The sequence below is a fragment of the Desulfosporosinus sp. SYSU MS00001 genome (genome assembly GCF_049943955.1).
Lineage (GTDB): Bacteria > Bacillota > Desulfitobacteriia > Desulfitobacteriales > Desulfitobacteriaceae > Desulfosporosinus.
Window position 1 is genome coordinate 379,517 of sequence record NZ_JBNFTW010000001.1, and the last position, 16,926, is coordinate 396,442.

Sequence of the window (16,926 nt, forward strand, 5' to 3'; positions counted from 1 at the left end):
TTTTATCCTACCTTCCTGGCATCTTTCTCTGCCCTGTATTCTTGGCTTAAGGCTAAGAGCCGTTCTCCGATAAATTTCGTATCCGTAACGTGTTCTTTTCCGTATATTTCGATTCTCTTTCCAGGTCCATCCGGGGTCATTAAATCTGCCAGGCCGGTCCTGAGGATTTCCAAGGACTCGTCTTCCCGATTGCCGCAGAGTAGAAGAACACAGGGAAGACCCGGTTTTTGAAGCGGTAGAATCTCGCGGAGAGCTTTGACGATGGCGTGTGCATGATGCCACTGTTCTTGATTGGCCATCATGAAGCCTCCAAGGAGATAACCATCAATATTTGGCTGCGAAAGGACGCATTTTGCCACCCGGTAAATCTTAGAACCTACGGGATTTCCGCTGGTATCAGCATAGTTGGCAGGTTTTAAGCCAACTTGATTTAAAACATCAAGACCCATCATGGCAGAGCCGCCTCCAATGGGATGATAACCGATATGGTAAGGACTAACTTCGTCATACCCCATATTCATCAGAAATCCTGTTCCCCGGGCATCTGTCTCCTCGATACTCCAGCCAATATAATCAAGTTCTGTCGGTTCTCCAGGAAGATCCCGGGCGATCTTAATCCCAAATTCCGGGTGCCGGCTCACTGAACTATTGTCGATTTCCATCTTGCAATCAGCGCAAATAAGTTCACCGTTTCCTGTCATGATTAAAGGATTAATTTCGAGAGTTTGACAATCGTATTTTTTATACGTTTGCGAAAGTTTGGCAAAGAAGGAAGCAAATTTACTCAAGTCTTTGGCCGGGATTCCTGCTTGACTTGCTAAATCAACTCCATCATAAGTTTGCAATCCGTTTACTGGATTGACAAACATTTTGATTATCTTTTCTTCGGGGACACTTTCAATATCCATGCCGCCCTCGGTACTAAACATGACCATGGGGGATCGAGCTTCTCTCGCCCCATTAATCACGAGTGAGACGTAAAATTCCTTTTTGATATCAAGTTTTTCTTCAACAAGTACCTGACGCACAGGTAATCCTTTGACCGTCTTAGCCAAGATTTCGGCGGCGGCACTAGCTGCTTCTTCCGGAGTATTCACCAATTTTACGATCCCTGCTTTGCCGCGTCCTCCTGCCTGGACCTGACCTTTAACGGCAACAGGACCGCCGATCCATTCGGCAGCTTGCTTTGCCTCTTCGGGCGTAGCAGCTGAACGGCCTTTGGGAACAGGTATACCGGCTTTAGAAAGCCATTCCTTACCTTGATACTCTAAGAATCTTGCCATAATTTCTCCTCCAAAACGTATAATTTTGATTTTTGATTTTCCGATGTCAATACCCTTGACTGTTAATAAGTGAACAATATTGGAACTTTCATAAATCATTGAACAAATGTTCTCTAAAACTGGATAGTAACTGACATTTATCAAAGTAATGTTAATTTGTTGAAGTAAATAGTTTATTAAAGTGAAAACAAAACAGCGTTTTAAAGATTGTACATACTATTACTCTTTTGGCGGTGGATTCGCTGCTTTTTCTTTGTAGTGGACACATGAGATGACCGAAAATTCACCGCCCTGACAATAATACATGCAAAAATCTTCCGTACTTGGATGAAGGATTTCGCAGGCACCTCTGTCTGCACAACTTGCACATAGACATTGAAGACAGAAACCATCGAAGTTCATTTTCTTTATCCCTCCTTCTGGGGTATTAATAAGTGAATAACTCACTTAAATTACTGCTGCTTAAGAATTGCAATTCTGATGCCAAAATTTTAAATGGACTTCCCCCAAAAACCCTATTGGGGTCATCTGCTCCAATAGGGCAGCTTACAATCCTTTGATATTCGTAGGTTGCGAGATAATCATTAGTTACAGTTTTCATTAGAAATAATATTTTTCAGGGGAATATAGATAGTTTAAAATGATCTGATTTATGTCCCCATTAAAAAGAAATGTTCCAAAGATGAAATTCGTCATTTCACCTTTGGAACAAATAATAACTAGTCTTTAAATTCATTACGTTTTCGCCAAAGAGTGGTGCGCCCAATACCTAACTTTTGGGCTGCCAGATTTCGGTCGTTCGCATACTGTGCTAACATCAAATCAATAATTTGTTTTTCGGCTTGATCTAAGGCATCTTTAAGGCCATTATCAAGATTGACTTGCAGCGAAAGCGTACCGTTGTCTTTCCTGCTCTCTTTATTTAATACTTTGTTTAATATTCCAACCCAACTAGGTGTGTTTTTAAAATGATCAACTAATAACGACAATTGTTCGATTACGTTACGCAGTTCCCGGATATTTCCAGGCCACGTATATTCAAGCAATAAGGGCAACAACTCGTTTACGGTTTTGGCATCGAGTTCTTTGCTGAATTTTTGGAAGAAGACCCCCGTTAGTAAAGGAATATCTTCTTTGCGCTCTCTTAAGGGGGGGAGTTTTATTCCAAAAACCTTCAAACGATAATATAAATCATTGCGGAATTCCTCGTGCTTGACTTTTTCTTCGAGGTTCTTATTCGTGGCACTGATTATTCGAATGTCAACAGGTATAATTTTATCGCCGCCAATATGCATGATTTCTTTTTCCTGCAAGACTCGCAATAACCTGGCTTGCAATGATTTCGGTATTTCGCCAATCTCGTCCAAAAAGATTGTTCCGTTGTGAGCCAGTTCAAATAAACCCTGCTTTCCCTCCTTTTTAGCGCCTGTAAAGGCACCACCTTCATAACCGAATAGTTCACTTTCCAGTAAATGTTCAGGAATAGCAGCACAATTCACAGCGATAAAAGGCCCACTGGCACGTTGGCTTGAATTATGAATGCTCTGAGCAAATAGTTCCTTACCGGTTCCGGATTCGCCTTCGATCAGGACGGAAGATTGGGTTGTCGCATACAATGCAGCCATTTCTTTAAGTTCAAGCATATTGGGGTTGTTTGTCAGAATATCATCAAAATAATGCTTAGCTATAAATCCTTTATGATAAATCCGCTTGCGAATTTGTTGCTCCAAGTTCTGGACTTTCGTAACGTCTTGAAATGTACTTACGACCCCGACTGGCTTGTCATCGAGAAAAATGGGTTGGCGAGTAGCCGTTATTATCCCTCCATTGATCTTTTGGAGATAAGCGATTTCCGGCTCGCCATTCTTATAGACATTAGGAATTCCGGTATTGGGAACGATGTCTAAAACCTGTTTTCCAAGGGCATCTTCTTTAGGCAAACGGAAAATCCGTTCTGCTGAGGGGTTGAAGGTGACAATTCGATTTTGTTCATCCGTGACAATAATTCCCTCAGCGATAGAATTCAGGACTGCATTTAAGCGAATGGCTTGGTTTCTGACAAGTCGATGCACTTGAACGACGTGTTTCGTTTCAAGGATTGAGCGGTAAACAGTTTCTTCTCCAGAACCTACCTCGATTCCCTCTAAACCTTCTTTTTGAGCTAATTGAACGGCAACGTTGCCGCCGATAATTACTTTTAGACCACGCTCTTTAACATCGCTTACTGCCTTTATAATATCTTGTCTATTCAAATATATATATTCATGGAGAGTTTTGTTGAACATCGCTTCAATATCTCGTATGCCATATATGTTTCGCCCGTAGTTAAAAAAAGCGATATCATTTACTTCTTTTGGAACTTGATACATAGACCGAACGATATTAAACTGGGTAATCGGAATGGAAATAACAGGGATATCCACCACTTGTCTAATATACTCGGCAGTACCTCCTCGACTCAGAATTGCATCTACTTTAGGTTCAATTTCCTTCGCAAGATTTGCAGCTTCCTCGAAGGCAGCACATAAATTGACATACTTTATGTCTTCGCGTTTAGCTGTTTTTTCGAAGACCTTAGATAGTTTTGGATAACTAGCAATTAGGGCAAGATTGAGTTGATCCAAATCACTTTTATTATCCATACAATCCCTCCCAAAAGCATATGTTTCTCATTATGATACGTTGTTTCATTATACGAATATACAAATTGAATATCTACTCATATTATGGGCTACAACGTCAGTTCTATTAAAAATAGATATGAATTGAAAGTATCATATCTATAATTCTTTTTCAATAATTAATTTTTCCTTTTTTCATACAGAGGTATTTAGGAAATACCGCTTATGCAGCAACAAAAGGGGATAGTTTTCTGCTTTGTTTATTAAGCAATATAGATTACAATAAGAAAGATACATGGATGGATGAGATATCTAGGAAACTTCATCCTTTTTTGACTTATAATATTGGTATCTTCGTTTACCTAGTTCGAATAGTTCTTTTTCTTCTTCAGTTTGAACTAACTAATCAATTCCCCAACAAAAATAGGCAGATGAAATTGAATCTCATCAACTCTTGCAGTTACCACGTTCGTATGAGAGTGCTTTCGGGCGACGGCATAGGCCGCAGAATCCATTAGCTTCATTATTTCTCCCCCATGGATATTACCTACATAGTTGGCTTGACTGGGCTGCATAACAACACTCATTACTAAATTGGCTTCAGATAATGGTCTTTCTGCCATAGCTTCAATTCCTTTCAAGAGAGATAGAATTATAGTATCCAATTATTTTACAATTAATTACATTTGTATTGTTTTTATAAAAACTAGAGACGCAAAATTTTGGCCTGGGAAATCACGAGACAGTTGGTTTTAAATGGGTTTTCAAAGGATGAGTGAAAAAATGAAAAAGATTATTCTAAGTGCAGATAGTACCTGTGATTTTGATGATAAATTAAAAGAAAGATATAAGGTGAATTGTTGTCCATTACATATTCTTTTAGACAACAATGATTTTCAGGATGGAATTGACATTACACCGGATGACATTTTCGCTATTTATCAACAAAAACGTATCTTGCCTAAAACGGCAGCTCCGAACCCTGTAGAATATATCAGTTATTTTAAAAGGTGGACGGATGAAGGATACGAGGTAATTCATTTAAGCCTGGGATCGGGACTTTCATCTTCTTACCAGAATTGTTGTCTAGCGGCGCAGGAATTAAAAGGTGTCTATCCTATCGATTCATGTAATCTTTCTACAGGGATAGGTCTTCTTGTCATTGAGGCGGCTGAGCGTATAGCAAAGGGAATGACGGCAGAGAAGATCTCTGAGGAGGTTAAGGCTTTAAGAAGCAGGGTTCAGGCAAGCTTTGTCCTGGATAACCTAACCTATCTTTATGAAGGGGGCAGATGCTCAGCTCTTGCTGCTTTCGGTGCTAATATCCTGAATATTAAACCTTGTATTGAAGTAGACAGTAGCAGCGGAAAAATGAAGGTCGGCAAAAAATATCGAGGTGCCATGGATAAGGTTCTGAAAGCCTATACAATCGATAGGTTACATGGTCATCCTGATATTAATTTGGATCGAGTTTTTATAGTTCATTCAGGTATATCTTTCGACTATATCAACCTGGTTCGAAAAACTGTTGAAGAAATAGCCGGTTTTAAGGAAGTAATAATTGCAAAGGCTGGCTGTACGATCTCTTCTCACTGCGGACCAAATACACTTGGCGTGATGTTTATGACCAATTAACTTTGGCAAAAACTCCTGTACTAGTGAATAAAATAGAATTTTAGGCCATAATCAAGATGTTCCAACGAGATTATGGCTTTTTTTATTCACTGCAGAGGAAAGGCAGATGTGCAGCAGCAATGAGTGGACGCTGGCCGTACCGGCTTATAACCGGCTGATAGAGAGCGTGAACTTCCTCTGCAGAAGTGGGTTAAATGGGGAACAGTAAAAGGTTTAAATAATATGTTAAAATAGAGATGGCTTTTCGAAATACAGACAAGATAGGAAGGTTGCTTGTCTAGAAAAAGAGGAGATATGTCTATGTCTGAAAGAAAAATAGACCCTTTGAAGGAAATTACTCCCAGCTCAGACACTAGTCTAAATATACGCGAACGAACAGAAGAGGATGAAGAACGACTATCAGAGTATGCGGCCAGGAGTAAAATGGCCCTGCGAGAACGTCGGGAAGAAGAATGCCCCATCCGAACAAAATTTCAGCGGGATCGGGATCGGATTTTGCACAGCAAACCCTTTCGGCGTTTAAAGCATAAGACTCAGGTGTACATCGCCCCCTCGGGGGATCATTATCGTACGCGAATGACTCACAGTCTTGAGGTTTCACAAATCTGTCGTACCATTGGACGAGGTTTACAATTAAATGAAGATCTAATTGAGGCGATTGCTTTAGGGCATGATGTCGGTCACACCCCCTTTGGGCATGTTGGAGAAGAGGCCTTGCAGAAGATCATTGGGCACTTTGAACATAATGAACAATCAATTCGAATTATGAAGGTACTGGCTCGTGACGGCTTAGGGTTGAATTTGACAAAGCCTGTTCTTGATGGGGTCTTGAATCATACCGGAGAGGGAATTCCGTTTACCCTTGAAGGTCAGATTGTCAAAACCGGTGATCGTATTGCCTATCTCTGCCATGATTATGACGACGCTTTACGGGCAGGGTTATTATCCCAAGAGGATTTGCCGCAAAACGTGAAGAAGATATTGGGGGGAAAACCCAGTGTTATGATTTCTAATATGGTCGTTGATATGATCGAAGCGTCGAAGGGAAAATCTCAGATTCGGCAGACCCCCGAAGTTGGGGGTGCAATGAATGAGTTTAGGCAGTTTATGTTCGTCAAAGTATATAACAGTGCTGCCTTACGGGAGGAACGCCGAAAAGGACAGTACATTGTTCAAGCACTCTTTGACTATTATATAAAGAATATCGAAAAATTGCCGAGCAATTATTTAGCCTGGGCTGAAGGCGACAAAACTCAAGCTGTAGTCGACTATATTTCTGGATTGACAGATAATTATGCCATTGATCTCTTTACAACTTTATTTATCCCGCGCTAAGACCGGCGGGGGTGAAGTGGAATACAAAAAGAGAAAGGTTATAGAAACTGAAATTTGTTTGCTATAACCTTTCTCATTATTAATTCTGCAGAAGAAACACTTAAAATGAAAAGATATTCTTCATAGAACAGGAAAATCGCACATAACTATTATTACAGAATATGGAGTAAGCAAAATAAAATGTTAAATCTTATCAATTAGCAATAAAATATAGGATTATTTTTGCTGCAGGAGTATAAGTTTTAGAAAAGATAACCAAACTAAGGTTTGGGCAAAAGTCTGAAATGTCAAGAAATGATTTGCATAGCATACTTAACTTACTACTTACTTAATTATTTACGAATCAGACTTGAGTTACTCTTAAGAGGAACACTGGTATCCAGGTTTCCAAGAATACCATCTTGTTTTTGCCCTTCTAAAAGGAATTGAACGCTTTGAACATCAGGCAAGTTCGTTATGCTATCTACAATACTGTAGATAGTCATTAATTCGGCGTCCGATCCGCCGCCAAAATTCTTTCGAAATTGACTCGAAAGATTAAGGGTAGCAACTCCGTCTTTAACAACAGCACTCCGCAGGATTGTTCCTTTAGGAAGGGGAGTTTCTAAACCTGAAGGAGGAGATGATAGCTCTTCAAATATAGCTTTAATAACTTCTTGATTTGAAACTTCAACAGTCCGTTGATCAGGAACTAAAGCGGTCCCATCCGCATTAGGAAAGTAAAGTGTTAGTTTTACTGTTTTTGCTTGCGTTGCTGAACTATTGGGTTCACTCGTGGAAGGTGATGAGGGTGTTATTGTTGTAGTTGTTGTTTGGTTATTATTATCTGATGAAGATTGGGTTTGCTGAGTTTTTACAGAGTTACATCCCGCCAAAACTGTGACCATAAGTAATAAGGCTATAAAGACGAGACTATGTACTTTATGAATACCTTTAGTCATAATTTCTCCTTCCTTAAAATCGTGCTGTTTAACGGGTGTATAAAGGAGCGACGATTAAACAAGTTTAGTTTATTGCTTATTCTAACATGCTTTTTGATAATGTTAAAGGGCATGGAAGATTCTTCCTTATTATTGGTGCCTCTAAAGGACTTTTGTTAAGAATACAAGGCAATAGTTAGGCGGCAAATATTTGTCGAAGAAAAGAGGGATTATGGACTAAAAGAGAGAATTAAATAGGTCTTGAAATGAGAATTGCATCCTTTTTAAAACTAATTCTTGATAAGGGGTTTAAAAAAGAGGATTCCGTGAATTTTCGGCGAAGAATTGTATAGAGATAGGGTTGACAAACCATCTGAAATGTGAGAGCAAATCGAAGGGCGAAGAACGTGGAAAATAGGGGTCATGAGGAATTAATTCCAGACGAAGTTATCGAAGAAGTGCGTATGCGTACTGAAATCGTTGAGGTCATATCTGAATATGTCAGCTTACAGCGCAAGGGTAAAAATTTCTTAGGCCTTTGCCCATTTCATGCTGAGAAAACACCAAGTTTTACGGTGACTCCCGATAAACAAATGTTTTATTGTTTCGGTTGCCATACGGGGGGAAATGTTTTCTCTTTTCTTATGAAAAAGGAAAATTGGACGTTTATTGAAAGTGTTCAAAGGTTAGCACAGAGGTGCGGTGTTGTGCTCCCAGAAAAGGAAATGTCGACTCAAGAGCGAGAAAAAACTCGGCTCCGACGACGCTTTGAAGAAATAAATGAATGGGCAGCCAACTACTATCATGATCTTCTGTTAAAGTCACCCGAAGGGGAGCCCGGACGAAGTTATTTTAAAATGCGCGGTATAGATTCCGAGACAATGAATAAGTTCCGTTTAGGGTATGCTCCGGAGCGGTGGGACGGTTTGCTTGAGTATTTGCAAACACGCGGAGTACAGCCTCAGGAAATTGCCGAAGCCGGGTTAGCCTTGGAAAGAGGAAAGTCAGGCAAGGATGGAAGAAAATTTTATGATCGCTTTCGCAAGCGAGTACTATTTAGCATTCTTGATCACCGCAATATACCAATTGCTTTCGGCGGACGCGTTTTAGATGATTCTGTTCCTAAGTATTTAAACTCTCCTGAAACAACCTTTTTTAATAAGAGGCATCATCTTTACGGAATGCATCGAGCTCATCAAGGAATTCGGGAAGAAGGTTATGCCCTTTTGGCTGAGGGTTATATGGATGTTATTGCGCTTCAAAATGCAGGGTATCCTAATGCCGTAGCATCCTTAGGAACTGCTTTAACACGGGAACAGGCTAACCTTTTAAAAAGGTATACAGGCCGCGTCGTTCTTCTGTACGACTCTGATGATGCTGGCCTCAATGCTGCCATACGCGGAGGAGAGATCCTTCGCAATACAGGACTACAGGTTGAGGTTGTAACCTTGAAAGGAGCAAAAGATCCTGATGAGTTTTTAAAAAATCACAGCCGCGAGGATTTTGACAAACTTGTTAAACAGGCAGTGACATATGTTGAGTTCAAATATCAAACATTGACTCACAACCAACCTCCTCAGAACATTTTAGAGAAAGCTGAGCTAGTGCATAAGCTCGCTCCTGATGTCCTTAAGGTGGTCAGTCCAGTTGAAAGAGAAGGGTATGAACGGTTCTTAAGTTTAGAGCTAGGGCTTACCTTAGAAGCTGTACAGCGTGAGATTAAAAGCCTGGAACAGAAAAATAGTAAAAAAGAACGTTCTGGTGAATATTCTCAACAAAATCCGATTAGTTCTGAGAAAAATAGGGATAATATTAGTAATGCCAGTATATGTAAGAGCGATTCGGAAGCCCCTCAGCCAGCCGTTGATCTGGGGGTATATAGAGCGGAACGGACACTTTTGCGCTTGTTATTAGAAGATATCTCCTTAACAAAAAAAATTAAGGAGCAATTAGGAACCTCCTTCTGGAGAGTTTCCACGCATCAACAAATTTTTGATTATCTCGATCAGGAAGGCAGTTTACCTAACCGAAGCAATGAAACGGTTCAAAGTCGTTTGGCAAGCCTACTCCTGGAAGAGTTTGATACATCCCAAACTGAGCGTCTGCTTGAAGATTGTATTCAAGGTATTCTCTCTGCTCAAACAGAGGATACAGTTGAAGATCTTCAGGCTCGTATGGTTGCCTTAGAAAAATCCGGTGACATGGCTGGTGCCATGGCTCTGTTGAAAGAGATAGGAGAGCGGTTGAAACGTGGCAAATAGTAAGGTTAAAGGCACTCAAATGAAAGATCCTAAGGAGGACGGGGGACAATTGAAACAAGAGCAGCAAATGGACAACGTTCAGGCTCTTATACAGAATGGCAAAAAGAAAGGTTCCCTAACCTATGGAGAGATAATGGACGCTCTTCAAGGAATTGAGCTTTCTGCGGATCAAATCGATGATATTTACCAACAACTTGCTCAAATGGGAATAGACGTTGTGCCTGGGCCGGAGGATGTTGAACAGGAAGTCTTAAAAAAGGGCAAAGCTGACGATGATGATGATCTCGTGGATGATCCGGATGATATCGAAGAAGAGACAGAAGTAGATCTTTCCGTTCCAGAAGGGGTAGGGATTGACGATCCTGTCCGAATGTATTTGAAAGAGATTGGCCGGGTGCCTCTTTTATCGGCTGAAGATGAGATTGAGCTAGCCAAAGGCATGGAGGCGGGAGATGAAGAATCAAAGCGTCGTCTTGCTGAAGCTAATTTACGGCTGGTAGTCAGCATTGCTAAACGTTATGTTGGCCGAGGTATGCTCTTCTTGGATTTAATTCAGGAAGGCAATCTGGGATTAATCAAGGCTGTAGAAAAATTCGACTATACCAAGGGGTACAAGTTCAGTACCTATGCAACTTGGTGGATTCGCCAAGCTATCACACGCGCTATTGCCGATCAGGCCCGTACGATTCGGATTCCTGTGCACATGGTTGAAACGATTAACAAACTTATCCGGGTTTCCAGGCAGCTCTTACAAGAGCTGGGACGTGAACCTGCTCCCGAGGAAATTGCCAAAGTGATGGATATTCCTGTTGAACGTGTGCGGGAAATCATGAAAATTGCTCAAGAACCGGTCTCTTTAGAGACCCCCATTGGGGAAGAAGAAGACTCTCACTTGGGAGATTTTATCCCTGATGATGATGCTCCTGCTCCAGCTGAGGCAGCCTCGTTCATTCTCTTAAAAGAGCAATTGGAAGAAGTTTTGGAAACGCTGACACCACGTGAGGAGAAGGTCCTTAGGCTTCGTTTTGGACTTGACGATGGCAGGACCCGTACCCTGGAAGAAGTCGGGCAGGAATTTGGCGTAACTCGTGAACGAATTCGGCAAATTGAGGCCAAGGCTTTAAGGAAATTGCGTCATCCGAGCCGAAGCAAGAAGCTGAAAGATTACTTGGAGTAAGCGGTAATTGCCGAAGTTAAATTAAATAGTAACAATATTTAAGATTTTGGAGATAAAGGCTTGACTATTTAGGATAGATTAACTATAATAATTCGTGCAAAGGGCATTCCTCGATAGCTCAATGGTGGAGCAACCGGCTGTTAACCGGTAGGTTGTAGGTTCGAGTCCTACTCGGGGAGCCAATTTATTTTTCCCTTTTCGGGCCCATAGCTCAGCGGTAGAGCCCCCCGCTCATAACGGGTTGGTCCTAGGTTCGAATCCTAGTGGGCCCACCACATTCGTAGTTCGAACGGTGAATAAGATTAATAATGTGAAGCGCAAAGTTCTTGTTTGAATGGGTCGAACCACAAACAACGAATATCGAATATCGATTCGGGCGATTAGCTCAGCGGTAGAGCGCATCCTTCACACGGATGAGGTCATTGGTTCGAGACCAATATCGCCCACCAATGACGCAAATGATGGACTGTGGCAACTATGCCGGAGTCCATTTTTGATTTGATTCTATAGTTTCTCATGCGCGTATTTGGTTATAATACTTTATAATTAAATTTCGAAGAAGGAATTATTATATTACGAGGTGACCTATGACCTTTTCAATGACATTGGGTCCACGCCTTCAGTTGGTTGCATCCCTGGTTCCTTTGGACGCCAGACTTGGCGATATTGGGACAGATCATGCATATTTACCAATTGTTCTTGTAGAAGCCCAGAAAATCACCAAGGCAGTTGCCGTTGATGTTCATGAAGGGCCTTTTAAATCCGCCTTAACAACGGTTAAAATGCGGCAATTAGAACAGGTTATAGATGTGAGATTGGGAGATGGGCTGAAGCCTCTGGCAGTGGGGGAAGTGAATGTCTTAACCCTTGCCGGGATGGGCGGAAAGACTATGTTAGAGATCTTTGCTGCTCGACCGGATGTATTACAAGCAGTGACTCATTTAATTGTTCAGCCTCAAGGAGGGGAAGGAACATTACGCTTGTCTCTATTAGACTGTGGGTGGCGCTTAAAAACAGAACAATTGGTAAAAGAAGACGGGCGCATCTATACAGTTATGGCCTTTTCTCGTGATGAAGGACAAACTATGGCTGAATTATCCTTGCAAAAGGAGGTCTGGCTTCAACGACTAAGCCCTCCAAAGGATAACAAGTTTTTGGGGTATTCAATGATCGTTGACAAGCTAGTCTGGTATTTTGGCCCGTTGATTTTAAAGGAACCAACAGACCTTTTGAGAGAATATCTGTATGATTACAGCAAGATGCTTAGACGACGCTTAGAACAAATGAAGCAATCCAATAAATCGGAAACCCTGGAAAAAATCAAAGACGTATCTGAGGAGTTGGTCTTGGTGGAGGGAATCATAAAATGGCAGTATCGATAGGCCTTGTAGCGCAACATATTGAAAAACTTGCCCCAAAATATTGGGCTGAGGAGTGGGACAATGTTGGTCTGTTAGTCGGATCTGGCTCTACGCCTGTTGAGCGCATATTGATTGCTTTAGACGGAACTTTAGAGGTCATTGAGGAGGCTAAAGATTTTGGGGCACAACTCATTGTTGCCCATCATCCAATTATGTTTCGACCATTGAAAAATTTGAGATCGGATAATCCTGCGGCAAAAATTCCCTTGACATTGTTCAATTATCAGATCGGATACTATGCGGCACATACAAATCTTGATCAGTCGAGGCTGTCATCCAGCATAACATTAGGAGAGATTTTAGGTTTAAAAGAACTAAAGCTTCTTGAAGAGCAAAGTTATGGTAGTAACTATAACCGCCAGGCCAACATAAGTTCGGGAAACTCTACTGAGGAACTTCGCGGGTATGGTGTTATTGGTTACTTGGAGCGCCCGGAATCATTAGAGGCCGTATGGCAGAACTTTTTGGAACGTCTGCTGCAGTCAAATAGTTATGCCCACCCTTATAATTTGACAGGCGTACGCTTAGCCGGGTCACTTAAAAAAGACATACGCAAAGTGGCAATTGTCAATGGCAGCGGAGGCCGGTTTGTGCCGAAAGCACTGTTTAAAGGTGCGGACTTACTTATCACAGGAGACGTTGATCATCATGCGGTACTTGATGCCCTTGAAGGGGGAATGGCTGTAGGTGATCTTGGCCATTTTCTAAGCGAGGCACCTATGCTTCAGGCATTATACTATTACCTTACTTCTGAAAGGTCACTGCAAGGTATAGAATTCAAGGTTAGTTCAAAAAATGCATCCCCTTGGCTTTAGGCTGGGGGGATATTTTGTTAGCGAAAGTACCAGCTATAAAAATGAATTGTAGTTAAGAATTAATTAAAAAAATTTGTGAAAGTGATAATTAATACTTGACACTGAATGACGAATCATGTATTGTAGGTATATAGAAAATAATCAGAAAATAAAATTAAGACCAAAATATAACCACTAATTTGGAATTGTTTTTGGTCTAGGAATTTTTAGTAAAAATTACTGAAGGAGTTGAGAGCATCATGAATCGAGCAGAAGTTCTCCGTATGGAACGTGAAAAGGTTTTAACGAATTTTAAAGAAGATAATGCAAATCGCGCAAAATGGTTAGCAGCCCTAATGGACATTGATGACGAGATGGAAGAAATGGAGAAGAACCAAAACTCTCCATTTGACCAAAACTGATTTTTTTAGTAAGATAATTGAGCGAAGTAAACTAGATGATCGCGGGAGCAGGAACTGAAAAGTTGCTCCTGAGGAAAGTCCGAGCTCCATAGGGCAAGGTGCTGGGTAACGCCCAGTGGGGGGAACCCCAAGGAAAGTGCAACAGAGATATACCGCCCATTCTTGATGGATGGGTAAGGGTGGAAAGGCGAGGTAAGAGCTCACCGGCAGTCAGGTGACTGGCTGGCCATGTAAACCCCACCTGGAGCAAGACCGAATAGGGGAACGATGAACGGCCCGTTTTTGTTCCCGGGTAAGGTCGCTGGAGGCTGTCGGTAACGGCAGTTCGAGATAGATGATCATCACCTCCGCAAGGAGAGACAGAACTCGGCTTATAGGTTGACTTCGCCATGCTTATGGGAAACTGCTCATGTATAGTTATACATAGCCGTTTCCCTTCAGTTTTATATACAGCCAAAACAGAGAATTTCTTAAATGCCTGTTTTGACATTGTAAATTCAACCCTGGAATATTTCTGGGGTTTTTTCATTCCGTAATTCTCTGATAAATAGTTGTGTGCTTTATACCGACAATAAAATCAGTAAGCAGTTCAGATTTCTTGTAGTTGGGGCTTTACTAAGAGGCGGTTATGGTGTTGACGATGAGAGAATTAGTATTTTTATAAGCATGCAATATTATGGAAATTAAAATATTATATTACTTTAAAAATTAAGGTCATTTAGATTTTATAGATTAGGGGGGAGATCAAAGATTTGGTTCTCCCTTCCCATTTTAGAATAATCCATGAATTAAAAGTAAAGAAATTCTCTATAACCTTATTCGAATAATATGAGTTTTACTAACATAGGGAATGAATGAAAAGTAAAAATAAGTCGAAATGTGTTGATAAATAAATGTTGGTTTATACGAGAATTTGGCCTATTATATATACATATATAACAAATGTGGGGAAATTTAGTTTATTTCAAGATTCAATATTAGATAAATGTTGGCTCTTTGGTAAAGAAAGCGGGGATCAATAACCGTGGATTTGGTTTTAAAAAAAATTAGTCCTAAATTAATTGAAGAGCAAAGAACACCATTGGACTTATTTGATTCAAGGGGTAGGCTATTGCTTGCAAAGGGAAGCTTAATTACCTCTAATGTTTTGGCAAAGCTTAAGCGGCAAGAAGTATATAAGATGGAAACTCGGAGTGAAAAAAGAACGTTAATCAAGACTCCTAAAACCATTAAGGAATTTTCTAAGGACGTTTATGTAAAACTTGTGGGTTCTTTATGGACCATTTACCATGAGGCTAAACTCCTACAGCCTAAGCATATTGAGAAGATGCTTGCTTTGGTTAACATAATTATGGAAGAATTACGGACAAAGGATACGTTTTTGGATTTGGAAGGGAATCGAATTAATCTTGAAAGGTACAAACGACATGATTTTGGAACCTATACACATGTTTTGAATGTGGCATTGTTGTCTGCAATTATAGGACTGCAGCTGAGTTACAATGAACATAAGCTTAAGAACTTGATTTTGGGAGCTCTGCTTCATGACTTAGGGAAATTACAAGTGCCAAAGGAAATTTTAAATAAGCCCGGAATTTTGACGGAGGAAGAGCGAGACGTTATTAAGCAACATCCTCTTCTGGGAGAAGAAATGTTGAAAGATGCCCGGCTTATATCTTCAGTGCTCGCTACGATTAAAGAACATCATGAACGCTGGAATGGAAGAGGATATCCCTTCGGCTTGAAGGGCCAGGAGATTTATCAAGATGCCCAGGTCGTAGCTGTGGCAGATGTCTATGAAGCTCTCACGGCTGATAGACCCTATCGGAAAGGCCTTCCCCCATACCAGGCTTTGGAAATGATCATTGGCGGTTCCGGGACTGACTTTAATCCCCTTTGCGTTAAAGCTTTCCAGGAAGCCCTGGTGCTCTACCCGGAAGGTTCCCTGGTTACCTTAAATACTGGTGAAATAGGAGTTGTGGCAGCGATACCGCTAAACATGCCGACTCGGCCACTCCTCCGCCTTTTATTTGATAAAGAAGGACAATATTTCAATCAGACAATGTATGTCGATTTAATGCAAGACTTGACCCGTTTTATTAGACGATTAGAATTCAATCAATCCAAATGAGAAAGCAGGTATAAATTTCTGAGCTGGTGCGAAAACTTAGGTTAAAAACAAACAAACTTTTCCTGGGAGGAGTGAGAGAGAACATATACGAATAATCAGACAAGGAGAACTCTTTCTAATGGGTCTTAATTCAGAACTTTCTCCAATGGCTGTGGCCATAGGTTCAATTATTCTGGGGGCCACGGGACAATTTCTATTTCGCCTAGGCATGCTGACTTATGGAAAAGTTACAGTTACGGGGATTTGGAGGCAACTGGGAGCGATTATTTTTACACCGGCTATTTTTTTAGGATTTATGTGTTTTGGGTTAAGCTCTTTTCTATGGCTTGTGGTGATATCACGCTGGGAATTAAGTTATGCCTATCCTCTGGTTGCTCTCGGGTATGTAATCGCCATCTTTTATGGTACATTGGTTCTTCATGAAAATCTTTCATTCCCTAAAATTATTGGAAGCATTCTTATTTTGGCAGGGATTAGTGTTTTGGGCCTGTGGGCGACATAGCAATAAGGAAGCTTTAAAGCATAGTAATAAGCTGCTGACAACGGAAGATACGTGTAGATATTAAGAAAAAAAGAGCTTTGTCGAGGCGAAAGAGAGTAAATCTTGTCGAAAACGAAAGTTGCAAGAAAAATATGAATAGGATAAGATAATCTAAACCCTAGAACTTTTATAAAGTCTTTAGACTAAAAAAGGGGCGTGTGTTGGATGCAATTCAAAGATTTTGGGCGCGGAGCACGGATCGAGTTATCCAAAATGGCCAAGTTACTAGGTATGAAGTTTATCGGGTATAATCCAAAGGATCAGCAAATATCCCTTGAGGTTCACGGCAAAGGTGTTACTTATCCCTTAGAGGAGTTTATCCAGCAATACGAGAGAATCTGTCCTACTGCTTAAATGTAATTTTCTAAAGGTGAAATAATAAAGA

15 protein-coding genes, 3 tRNA genes and 1 other RNA gene are annotated in these 16,926 nt (G+C 40.8%); 14 read left to right on the forward strand and 5 right to left on the reverse strand.

Features of this window, described 5'->3' with window-relative positions; genetic code table 11:
- Window positions 1-2 precede the first annotated feature (2 nt).
- From ACPUYX_RS01740 to ACPUYX_RS01755, 4 genes are all read right to left on the reverse strand, one after another.
- Complete coding sequence (locus tag ACPUYX_RS01740) at window positions 3-1,283, reverse strand: ATP-grasp domain-containing protein (RefSeq protein ID WP_426378023.1); 1,281 nt, start codon at window positions 1,281-1,283, stop codon at window positions 3-5.
- Between the two features lie 219 nt (window positions 1,284-1,502).
- A complete protein-coding gene (locus ACPUYX_RS01745; protein WP_426378024.1) occupies window positions 1,503-1,685 on the reverse strand; it encodes a hypothetical protein in 183 nt (60 codons plus the stop codon).
- A 317-nt stretch (window positions 1,686-2,002) separates the two neighbouring features.
- The gene (locus tag ACPUYX_RS01750; RefSeq protein ID WP_426378025.1) at window positions 2,003-3,925 is read right to left on the reverse strand and encodes a sigma 54-interacting transcriptional regulator; all 1,923 of its coding nucleotides are present in this window, start codon (window positions 3,923-3,925) and stop codon (window positions 2,003-2,005) included.
- 377 nt (window positions 3,926-4,302) lie between these two features.
- A complete protein-coding gene (locus tag ACPUYX_RS01755) occupies window positions 4,303-4,527 on the reverse strand; it encodes an acyl-CoA thioesterase (protein WP_426378026.1) in 225 nt (74 codons plus the stop codon).
- A gap of 160 nt (window positions 4,528-4,687) precedes the next feature.
- On the opposite strand from ACPUYX_RS01755, the gene ACPUYX_RS01760 reads away from it, so the two are divergent.
- Together ACPUYX_RS01760 and ACPUYX_RS01765 are read left to right on the forward strand one after the other, a co-directional pair.
- Window positions 4,688-5,539 (forward strand): DegV family protein, encoded by an 852-nt coding sequence (locus ACPUYX_RS01760; RefSeq protein WP_426378027.1) that lies wholly within the window; start codon window positions 4,688-4,690, stop codon window positions 5,537-5,539.
- Window positions 5,540-5,839: 300 nt separating this feature from the next.
- Window positions 5,840-6,874 carry a deoxyguanosinetriphosphate triphosphohydrolase gene (locus tag ACPUYX_RS01765; RefSeq protein WP_426378028.1) on the forward strand — a complete coding sequence of 345 codons (1,035 nt, stop codon included), beginning with the start codon at window positions 5,840-5,842 and terminating at the stop codon, window positions 6,872-6,874.
- A 332-nt stretch (window positions 6,875-7,206) separates the two neighbouring features.
- On the opposite strand, the gene ACPUYX_RS01770 is transcribed toward ACPUYX_RS01765, so the two are convergent.
- Window positions 7,207-7,815: a GerMN domain-containing protein gene (locus ACPUYX_RS01770; RefSeq protein WP_426378029.1), complete on the reverse strand. Its 609-nt coding sequence runs from the start codon at window positions 7,813-7,815 to the stop codon at window positions 7,207-7,209.
- Between the two features lie 443 nt (window positions 7,816-8,258).
- Here ACPUYX_RS01770 and dnaG point away from each other — a divergent pair, with 443 nt between their 5' ends.
- The 12 genes from dnaG to ACPUYX_RS01830 all read left to right on the forward strand — a co-directional run bounded on the left by dnaG (window position 8,259) and on the right by ACPUYX_RS01830 (window position 16,895).
- Window positions 8,259-10,055, forward strand: coding sequence for a DNA primase (gene dnaG, locus ACPUYX_RS01775; RefSeq protein WP_426378306.1), 1,797 nt, complete (start codon window positions 8,259-8,261; stop codon window positions 10,053-10,055).
- Window positions 10,045-11,232, forward strand: coding sequence for an RNA polymerase sigma factor RpoD (gene rpoD, locus ACPUYX_RS01780; protein ID WP_426378030.1), 1,188 nt, complete (start codon window positions 10,045-10,047; stop codon window positions 11,230-11,232). The genes dnaG and rpoD overlap by 11 nt, the downstream gene beginning before the upstream one ends.
- 107 nt (window positions 11,233-11,339) lie before the next feature.
- Window positions 11,340-11,414, forward strand: a tRNA-Asn gene (locus ACPUYX_RS01785).
- A gap of 18 nt (window positions 11,415-11,432) precedes the next feature.
- Window positions 11,433-11,507, forward strand: a tRNA-Ile gene (locus tag ACPUYX_RS01790).
- Window positions 11,508-11,606: 99 nt separating this feature from the next.
- Window positions 11,607-11,681: transfer RNA gene (locus ACPUYX_RS01795), tRNA-Val, on the forward strand.
- Between the two features lie 138 nt (window positions 11,682-11,819).
- On the forward strand, window positions 11,820-12,614 hold the full coding sequence (locus ACPUYX_RS01800; protein WP_426378031.1) for a tRNA (adenine(22)-N(1))-methyltransferase: 795 nt from the start codon (window positions 11,820-11,822) through the stop codon (window positions 12,612-12,614).
- Window positions 12,599-13,468 carry a Nif3-like dinuclear metal center hexameric protein gene (locus ACPUYX_RS01805; protein ID WP_426378032.1) on the forward strand — a complete coding sequence of 290 codons (870 nt, stop codon included), beginning with the start codon at window positions 12,599-12,601 and terminating at the stop codon, window positions 13,466-13,468. The genes ACPUYX_RS01800 and ACPUYX_RS01805 overlap by 16 nt, the downstream gene beginning before the upstream one ends.
- Before the next feature lie 239 nt (window positions 13,469-13,707).
- Window positions 13,708-13,869, forward strand: coding sequence for a hypothetical protein (locus ACPUYX_RS01810; protein ID WP_162531698.1), 162 nt, complete (start codon window positions 13,708-13,710; stop codon window positions 13,867-13,869).
- Between the two features lie 23 nt (window positions 13,870-13,892).
- An RNA gene (rnpB, locus tag ACPUYX_RS01815) (RNase P RNA component class A) lies at window positions 13,893-14,259 on the forward strand.
- Between the two features lie 721 nt (window positions 14,260-14,980).
- The gene (locus ACPUYX_RS01820; RefSeq protein WP_426378033.1) at window positions 14,981-16,000 is read left to right on the forward strand and encodes an HD-GYP domain-containing protein; all 1,020 of its coding nucleotides are present in this window, start codon (window positions 14,981-14,983) and stop codon (window positions 15,998-16,000) included.
- A gap of 118 nt (window positions 16,001-16,118) precedes the next feature.
- Window positions 16,119-16,502, forward strand: a complete 384-nt coding sequence (locus ACPUYX_RS01825; protein ID WP_426378034.1) for an EamA family transporter — start codon at window positions 16,119-16,121, stop codon at window positions 16,500-16,502.
- Between the two features lie 204 nt (window positions 16,503-16,706).
- A complete protein-coding gene (locus tag ACPUYX_RS01830) occupies window positions 16,707-16,895 on the forward strand; it encodes a hypothetical protein (RefSeq protein ID WP_426378035.1) in 189 nt (62 codons plus the stop codon).
- Window positions 16,896-16,926 lie beyond the last annotated feature (31 nt).

What these genes read in the sequence shown, in the direction of transcription:
- ACPUYX_RS01805 (WP_426378032.1), top strand. Translation starts at nt 12,599, where the DNA reads ATGGCAGTATCGATAGGCCTTGTAGCGCAACATATTGAAAAACTTGCC.
- ACPUYX_RS01745 (WP_426378024.1), bottom strand. Translation starts at nt 1,685, where the DNA reads ATGAACTTCGATGGTTTCTGTCTTCAATGTCTATGTGCAAGTTGTGCA.
- dnaG (WP_426378306.1), top strand. Translation starts at nt 8,259, where the DNA reads ATGCGTACTGAAATCGTTGAGGTCATATCTGAATATGTCAGCTTACAG.
- ACPUYX_RS01830 (WP_426378035.1), top strand. Translation starts at nt 16,707, where the DNA reads ATGCAATTCAAAGATTTTGGGCGCGGAGCACGGATCGAGTTATCCAAA.
- ACPUYX_RS01760 (WP_426378027.1), top strand. Translation starts at nt 4,688, where the DNA reads ATGAAAAAGATTATTCTAAGTGCAGATAGTACCTGTGATTTTGATGAT.
- ACPUYX_RS01765 (WP_426378028.1), top strand. Translation starts at nt 5,840, where the DNA reads ATGTCTGAAAGAAAAATAGACCCTTTGAAGGAAATTACTCCCAGCTCA.
- ACPUYX_RS01800 (WP_426378031.1), top strand. Translation starts at nt 11,820, where the DNA reads ATGACCTTTTCAATGACATTGGGTCCACGCCTTCAGTTGGTTGCATCC.
- ACPUYX_RS01740 (WP_426378023.1), bottom strand. Translation starts at nt 1,283, where the DNA reads ATGGCAAGATTCTTAGAGTATCAAGGTAAGGAATGGCTTTCTAAAGCC.
- ACPUYX_RS01770 (WP_426378029.1), bottom strand. Translation starts at nt 7,815, where the DNA reads ATGACTAAAGGTATTCATAAAGTACATAGTCTCGTCTTTATAGCCTTA.
- ACPUYX_RS01755 (WP_426378026.1), bottom strand. Translation starts at nt 4,527, where the DNA reads ATGGCAGAAAGACCATTATCTGAAGCCAATTTAGTAATGAGTGTTGTT.
- ACPUYX_RS01825 (WP_426378034.1), top strand. Translation starts at nt 16,119, where the DNA reads ATGGGTCTTAATTCAGAACTTTCTCCAATGGCTGTGGCCATAGGTTCA.
- ACPUYX_RS01810 (WP_162531698.1), top strand. Translation starts at nt 13,708, where the DNA reads ATGAATCGAGCAGAAGTTCTCCGTATGGAACGTGAAAAGGTTTTAACG.
- ACPUYX_RS01750 (WP_426378025.1), bottom strand. Translation starts at nt 3,925, where the DNA reads ATGGATAATAAAAGTGATTTGGATCAACTCAATCTTGCCCTAATTGCT.